Origin of the sequence: Actibacterium ureilyticum (assembly GCF_002285435.1) — a bacterium.
GTDB classification, from domain to species: domain Bacteria; phylum Pseudomonadota; class Alphaproteobacteria; order Rhodobacterales; family Rhodobacteraceae; genus Actibacterium_C; species Actibacterium_C ureilyticum.
This window is the reverse complement of record NZ_NSBT01000006.1, coordinates 170520-177200: the sequence shown is the minus strand read 5'-3', so window position 1 is coordinate 177200 and position 6681 is coordinate 170520. Positions and strand designations below refer to the sequence as shown.

Sequence of the window (6681 nt, the reverse complement as noted above, 5' to 3'; positions counted from 1 at the left end):
GCGATCAGTTCCACGCCGAAGCTCAGGTTGTCACCCGGCATCACCATCTCGGTGCCCGCGGGCAGTTCGACCGTGCCGGTCACGTCCGTGGTCCGGAAGTAGAACTGCGGGCGATAGTTCGCGAAGAACGGCGTGTGACGGCCACCTTCGTCCTTGGTCAGGATATAGACCTCGGCTTCGAACTTGGTGTGCGGGTTCACCGAACCCGGCTTGCACAGAACCTGGCCACGCTCGACCGCTTCACGGTCGATACCGCGCAGCAGCGCGCCGATGTTGTCGCCCGCCTCGCCGCGATCCAGCAGCTTGCGGAACATTTCAACGCCGGTACAGGTCGTCTTCTGCGTGTCCTTGATGCCGACGATTTCCAGTTCGTCGCCAACGTTCACGACGCCGCGCTCGACACGCCCGGTCACAACCGTACCGCGGCCCGAGATCGAGAACACGTCTTCGATCGGCATCAGGAACGCGCCGTCAACCGCACGTGCCGGCTGCGGGATGTATTCGTCGACAGCCGCCATCAGTTCGGCGATCTTCTGCTCGCCGATTTCCGGGTCGCGGCCTTCCAGAGCGGCCAGCGCCGAACCGGCGATGATCGGGATATCGTCGCCCGGATAGCCGTATTCGTTCAGCAGCTCGCGGACTTCCATTTCCACCAGCTCCAGCAGCTCTTCGTCATCGACCTGGTCGACCTTGTTCAGGAACACCACCATCGACGGGATGCCGACCTGACGGCCCAGCAGGATGTGCTCGCGCGTCTGGGGCATCGGGCCGTCGGCCGCGTTCACCACCAGGATCGCACCGTCCATCTGCGCCGCACCGGTGATCATGTTCTTCACATAGTCGGCGTGGCCGGGGCAGTCGACGTGGGCATAGTGACGGTTCTCGGTCTCGTATTCCACATGCGCGGTCGAGATCGTGATCCCGCGCGCTTTCTCTTCCGGCGCGCCGTCAATCTCGTCATACGCCTTGAAGTCGCCGAACTGCTTCGTGATCGCTGCCGTCAGAGTCGTCTTGCCGTGGTCAACGTGGCCAATCGTGCCAATGTTGCAATGCGGCTTGTTACGTTCAAACTTTTCCTTAGCCATTCTTCAGGGCGCCTCGTGGATTAGGGGGCCGGGATCGGCCCGATTCAGCATCGCGCGCTAGTTATTGGCTGCGGAAGAGAAAATCAAGCGTCAGTTGCTTGCCGGCGCTTCGGCGCCCGCTGTTTCCGCCGCCACGGGCAGTGCGTCCGAAACCCCTGCCCCGCCATCGACCGCGTCGACATGGCCGAACCATTCGGCGCGGTTCTTGACCAGCCACCGTTCGATCGACAGGGCCGCGTTGAAGGCCAGCGCCTGCATCTGTTCCTCGCGCGAGCGAGTCAGGCCGGTGCCGATGACGGTTTCGCCGTTCAGCCCCTCCAGCACCGTCAGGCGCTTGCCTTCCTCGTTCAGCTTCTCGCCCGCCGCGTCGTCCCAGACATTGGCCGTCAGAACGATGGCCGATTTCGGCGCCAGAACCACGGGCACGCCGGGCACGGCCAGCGAATAGCCGTCCAGGCTGACGCCCAGGTGATAATATTTGTCGCCCTCGTAACGGCCGAAACGGCGTGTGATCTCTTGCTTCAGGACGGCTTCCCATTCCTCGGCCGTGGCGGCGCGGGACGGGGGCACGCGCTGTGCGTTGGTGGTCACGACGATATTGTGGCCCAGACGGAAATCGCCCAGCGGCTCGGGCGGCTTGGACAGGTCAAGCTCGGATTGTCCGCAATTGGCCAGAACAGCCAGCACAAGAAAGGCCAGTACCCGTTTCATTCGTCCCCCCTTCGTCCGCGCGATCAGGTAAAGCGGTTGTCGCGCGGGAAGCCCCGCGGTGCCATGCGGCCGGCGCTGGCGCGTTTGCCGGTCCATTCCCGCAGGTCGGTTTCGGTGCGGGTGCGCCCGGCGGGGTCCTTCCAGCTGAGCCCGTCGGCCATGTTGAACGTCGTTGCGTCCATCAGCCCGCCATCCTTGTATTTCTGCAGGCGCACGCCCTTGCCGCGGCCCATCTCGGGCAGTTCATCCAGCGGGAAGACCAGGACCTTGCGGTTCTCGCCCACGCAGGCCACGGTGTCGCCTTCGACGAACCGGCAGACCCGGGCGCGCACGTCGCCGCGCACGTTCAGCACCTGCTTGCCCGCGCGGGTCTGGGCCACCACATCCTCGGCCGGCGCGATGAAGCCGTCACCGGCAGTCGATACCACCAGCAGCTTCGCGTCGGGCCGGTGGGTGAACAGCGTCACGATCTCGGCCTCGTTCGGCAGATCGACCATCAGCCGCACCGGCTCGCCCATGCCGCGCCCACCAGGCAGTTGCGATGCCGAAATCGTATAGAACCGCCCGTTGGTGCCGAACACCACCAGCCGGTCCGTTGTCTCGGCATGGAAGATGAACCGCCCTTCGTCGCCATCCTTGAACTTCAGCTCCTGGTCCAGCGCGATATGCCCCTTCATCGCGCGGATCCAGCCCATCTTGGAACAGACGATGGTGATCGGCTCGCGCTCGATCATCGCCTCCAGCGGGACGTCCTCGATCTCGGTCGCTTCGGCGAATTGCGACCGGCGCGCGCCGCCTTCGGCCTTCTTGCCGAAGGTCGCGCGGGTTTCGCGCAGCTCGTCCGCGATCTTGGCCCATTGCAGCTCTTCGCTGCCCAGCAGATCCTCCAGCCCCGCGCGCTCCACCAGCAACGCGTCGTATTCCTTGCGCAGCTCGATCTCTTCGAGCCGCCGCAAGCTGCGCAGCCGCATGTTCAGAACCGCGTCGGCCTGAACCTCGGTCAGGCCCAGCCCCTCGTCGCGGGCAGGCTCGGGCGTGACGTAATCGGCCTCGGACATCGCGCGGACATGATCCTTGCCCCAATCCTCGCGCATCAAAGCGGCCTTGGGGTCGTCGTCATAGCGGATGATGTCGATCACGCGATCCAGGTTCAGGAAGGCGGTGATGAAGCCTTCGAGCACCTCCAGCCGGTGATCGATCTTGTCCAGCCGGTGCTGGCTGCGGCGCTGCAACACCTCGCGCCGGTGATCCAGGAACGCGCGCAGCACCTCTTTCAGGCTGCTGACCTTGGGCGTGCGCCCGTCGATCAGCACGTTCATGTTCAGGCTGAACCGAATCTCCAGGTCCGAGTTCCGGAACAGCGTGTTCATCAGGATCTCGGGCTCGACGTTCTTCGACTTCGGCTCCAGGATCAGGCGGATGTCCTCGGCGCTTTCGTCGCGCACATCGCCCAGGATCGGGATCTTCTTCAGCTGGATCAGTTCGGCGATCTTTTCGATCAGGCGCGATTTCTGCACCTGATACGGGATTTCGGTCACAACGATCTGCCACTGACCACGGCCCAGATCCTCGACCTCCCATTTCGCGCGCAGGCGGAACGCGCCGCGCCCGGTGCGATAGGCCTCCAGGATATTCTCTTTCGGCTCGACGATCACGCCGCCGGTGGGGAAATCGGGGCCGGGGATATGGTCCAGCAGGGTCTCGTCGCGGGCATTCGGCGCCTTGATCAGGTGCAGGCAGCCATTGATCAGCTCTTCGACGTTATGGGGCGCGATATTCGTGGCCATCCCAACCGCGATCCCGCTGGAGCCATTGGCCAGCAGATTCGGGAACGCCGCGGGCAGCACCTCGGGCTCTTCCTCGCGCCCGTCATAGTTCGGGCGGAAGTCGACGGCGTTCTCGTCCAGGCCCGCCATCAGCGCCTCGGCCGCCGTGGTCAGCCGCGCTTCGGTATAACGCATGGCCGCCGGGTTATCGCCGTCGATATTGCCGAAGTTCCCCTGGCCGTCGACCAGCGGATAGCGCATGTTGAAATCCTGCGCCAAGCGGGCCATCGCGTCATAGATCGCGCCATCGCCATGCGGGTGGTATTTCCCCATCACCTCGCCCACGACACCGGCGCATTTGCGGAAACCGCCATTGGGCGACAGCTTCATCTCGCGCATGGCATAGAGAATCCGGCGATGCACCGGCTTCAGCCCGTCACGCGCATCGGGCAGCGCCCGGTGCATGATCGTGCTGAGCGCATAGGTCAGGTACCGTTCGCCAATGGCCCGGCGCAGGGGCTCGGCGATCTCGATATTGGGGGTGTCGTCCTGCTGATCCATGTATCTTGTGTACTCAAGCCCGCGCGCCCCGACAAGCGGCTTCGCGCAGCTTGGGGGGCCAGATCGCGACTCTTTCCCCCTGAAATCGGTGCCCCGCAGGCTGTAGATGAAGCCATGGCCGTCACCGGAGGGGAAAGTCGTGTTTAACAAGTTGTTCGTGTACGCAGGGCTTATGAGTGGTGCCCTGTTCGTGACCTCGGGTGACGGCCACAGCCAGGAGGCGACGCTGCAAAAAGCCGCCTTCACCCCCGATGATCAGATGACCGCGGCCAAGCCGGCCTCGGAGGTGATCAAGAAACGCGTGACATTTCATGTGCCCCAGGCCGACCGGATGATCTTTGTCGATCAGCGCGACGCGCCGGCAGGTTATGTCAACACCCGCCCCTTCGCGATCGCAACCGCGCCCGAGCCCGCCACCGGCGCGGATACGGACACGGATTGGCGCCGCGTCACCGGCAACAGCGTCAACCTGCGCGCCGGTCCGGGCACCGGCAACGCGGTGGTCGGGCGCCTGACCAAGGGCACCCGCGCAATCGCGCTTCAGGTCATGCCAAACGGCTGGGTGCATCTGGACGTTCCGACGCTGGGCGTTTCGGGCTATATGTCCGGCGACTTCCTGACCGCACGGAACTGAGCCCGATTGCGGCCCTCGCCGCTTTGCCCTAGCCTGCGCAAAACGTCTTGGCGGGGCTCATGAGCGGCAAAACCATCCTGATCACCGGCTGTTCGACCGGCATCGGTTACGATGCGGCGCACAGCCTGAAAGCGCGCGGCTGGCGCGTCTTTGCCACCTGCCGCCAACCCGCCGATTGCGACCGGCTTCTGGACGAGGGGCTGGAAAGCCTGGTGCTGGATTACGAGGATCCCGCCAGCATCGCGGCGGCGGTCGAATCCGTGCTGGACCGCACGGGCGGCACGCTGGACGCGCTGTTCAACAACGGCGCCTATGCGATCCCCGCCCCATTGGAAGACGTGCCGCGCGACGCCATGCGCGCGATATTCGAGGCCAACCTGATCGGCTGGCACGATCTGACCAACCAAGTGATCCCCGCCATGCGCGCCCAGGGGCACGGGCGGATCATCAATTGCTCGTCGGTTCTGGGGCTGGTCGGGATGAAATGGCGCGGCGCCTATGTCGCCACCAAATTCGCGCTGGAGGGGATGACCGATGTCCTGCGCCAGGAAATGGACGGCACCGGCATTCGCGTCAGCCTGATCGAACCCGGCCCCATCGCCACCCCGTTCCGCAAGAACGCCGTCGCCCAGTTCGAGAAATGGATCGACTGGGAATCCTCGGCCCGCGCCGATCAGTATCGCGAAAGCCTGCTCGATCAGCTTTACAAGGGCAGCTCGGGGCCAAGCTGGCCTGCGTCGGCCGTGACCGCAAAGCTGATCCATGCGGTCGAATCCCCCAGGCCGCGCGCGCGCTATTTCGTCACCACCCCCACGCATATCGCCAACGGGCTGCGCCGGGTCCTGCCCACCGGGCTGCTGGACCGCGCGCTGGGGCGGGGCTGACCACAAACGCCGCAGGCCGGAATTTCCTGTTCGCTTTTGCCGCACATCTCGCTAGATCAAGGGCGAAAGAAGGAAACACCATGCTTCAGGACCCTCTGTTCATCATTGTCGCCATCGCCACGCTGGCCGTTCTGGCCATTCTGATGGTGGGCATCGGCGGCTTCGCCAAGGGCGGCGACTTCAACCGCAAGCACGCCAACCGGATCATGCGATACCGCATCCTGGCCCAAGCCATCGCCATCGCGCTGATCCTTGTCTATGTCTTCTTCCGCCGCATGGGGGGCGCGTGATGGTTGTCCTGAACAAGATCTATACCCGCACCGGCGACCGTGGCGAAACCGCCCTGGGCGATGGCAGCCGCGTGGTGAAATATGCCACCCGCGTCGAAACCTATGGCACCGTTGACGAGACCAACGCCACCGTCGGCATGGCGCGCCTGCATGCCACGGGAGAGATGGACAAGCGCCTGGCCGCGATCCAGAACGACCTGTTCGATCTGGGCGCGGATCTGTGCCGCCCCGACATGGACAAGGACGATCAGGCCGAATACCCGCCCCTGCGGCTGGCCGCATCTCAGGTCGACCGGCTGGAGGGCGAAATCGACGCGATGAACGCCCCCCTAGCCCCGCTGCGCAGCTTCATCCTGCCCGGCGGTTCGGCGCTGTCGGCGCATCTGCACCTGTGCCGCACCGTATCGCGCCGTGCCGAGCGGCTGGCGGTGGCATTGGCCGAGGCCGAACCGATCAACCCCGACGCGGTCAAATACCTCAACCGGCTAAGCGACTGGTTCTTCGTGGCCGCCCGTGTGGCCAATGGCGACGGTCAGGACGATGTGCTGTGGGTGCCGGGAGCAAACCGCTGACCCAGCGGCAGCCCTGTCGCCCCGGAACAGCCGCCAAACCATCGCGAAACAACTGAAAATATCGATACGCGACGTCGAAATGTTATATCCCGTCGATTTTGGTCTGTTTTCCCCCGAAATGACTCGATACACAGTCGCGGAGAGCATTCGCGCCCCAGGATTGCGGGGCATTGATTGA

Annotated in this window: 7 protein-coding genes; 4 read left to right on the top strand and 3 right to left on the bottom strand. The window is 64.4% G+C overall.

Features of this window, described 5'->3' with window-relative positions; translation table 11 throughout:
• From tuf to CLM60_RS00940, 3 genes are all read right to left on the bottom strand, one after another.
• Positions 1-1085 (bottom strand): elongation factor Tu (tuf, locus tag CLM60_RS00950; RefSeq protein ID WP_095587386.1); only part of this gene is annotated, 1085 nt, incomplete at its 3' end.
• Between the two features lie 90 nt (positions 1086-1175).
• On the bottom strand, positions 1176-1796 hold the full coding sequence (locus CLM60_RS00945) for a hypothetical protein (RefSeq protein ID WP_176473751.1): 621 nt from the start codon (positions 1794-1796) through the stop codon (positions 1176-1178).
• Positions 1797-1819: 23 nt separating this feature from the next.
• On the bottom strand, positions 1820-4123 hold the full coding sequence (locus CLM60_RS00940; protein ID WP_095587385.1) for a DNA topoisomerase IV subunit A: 2304 nt from the start codon (positions 4121-4123) through the stop codon (positions 1820-1822).
• Positions 4124-4295: 172 nt separating this feature from the next.
• Here CLM60_RS00940 and CLM60_RS00935 point away from each other — a divergent pair, with 172 nt between their 5' ends.
• From CLM60_RS00935 to CLM60_RS00920, 4 genes are all read left to right on the top strand, one after another.
• The gene (locus CLM60_RS00935; protein WP_176473750.1) at positions 4296-4757 is read left to right on the top strand and encodes an SH3 domain-containing protein; all 462 of its coding nucleotides are present in this window, start codon (positions 4296-4298) and stop codon (positions 4755-4757) included.
• Positions 4758-4816: 59 nt separating this feature from the next.
• Positions 4817-5641 carry an SDR family NAD(P)-dependent oxidoreductase gene (locus tag CLM60_RS00930; protein WP_095587383.1) on the top strand — a complete coding sequence of 275 codons (825 nt, stop codon included), beginning with the start codon at positions 4817-4819 and terminating at the stop codon, positions 5639-5641.
• Between the two features lie 80 nt (positions 5642-5721).
• Positions 5722-5931 carry a twin transmembrane helix small protein gene (locus CLM60_RS00925; protein WP_036556773.1) on the top strand — a complete coding sequence of 70 codons (210 nt, stop codon included), beginning with the start codon at positions 5722-5724 and terminating at the stop codon, positions 5929-5931.
• Entirely contained in the window at positions 5931-6503 is a 573-nt protein-coding gene (locus tag CLM60_RS00920) for a cob(I)yrinic acid a,c-diamide adenosyltransferase (protein WP_095587382.1), read from the top strand. The genes CLM60_RS00925 and CLM60_RS00920 overlap by 1 nt, the downstream gene beginning before the upstream one ends.
• Positions 6504-6681 lie beyond the last annotated feature (178 nt).

Bases quoted from the DNA above. Each gene is read 5' to 3' on its own strand.
- CLM60_RS00925 (WP_036556773.1), top strand. From the start codon at position 5,722: ATGCTTCAGGACCCTCTGTTCATCATTGTCGCCATCGCCACGCTGGCC.
- CLM60_RS00930 (WP_095587383.1), top strand. From the start codon at position 4,817: ATGAGCGGCAAAACCATCCTGATCACCGGCTGTTCGACCGGCATCGGT.
- CLM60_RS00940 (WP_095587385.1), bottom strand. From the start codon at position 4,123: ATGGATCAGCAGGACGACACCCCCAATATCGAGATCGCCGAGCCCCTG.
- CLM60_RS00945 (WP_176473751.1), bottom strand. From the start codon at position 1,796: ATGAAACGGGTACTGGCCTTTCTTGTGCTGGCTGTTCTGGCCAATTGC.
- CLM60_RS00935 (WP_176473750.1), top strand. From the start codon at position 4,296: ATGAGTGGTGCCCTGTTCGTGACCTCGGGTGACGGCCACAGCCAGGAG.
- CLM60_RS00920 (WP_095587382.1), top strand. From the start codon at position 5,931: ATGGTTGTCCTGAACAAGATCTATACCCGCACCGGCGACCGTGGCGAA.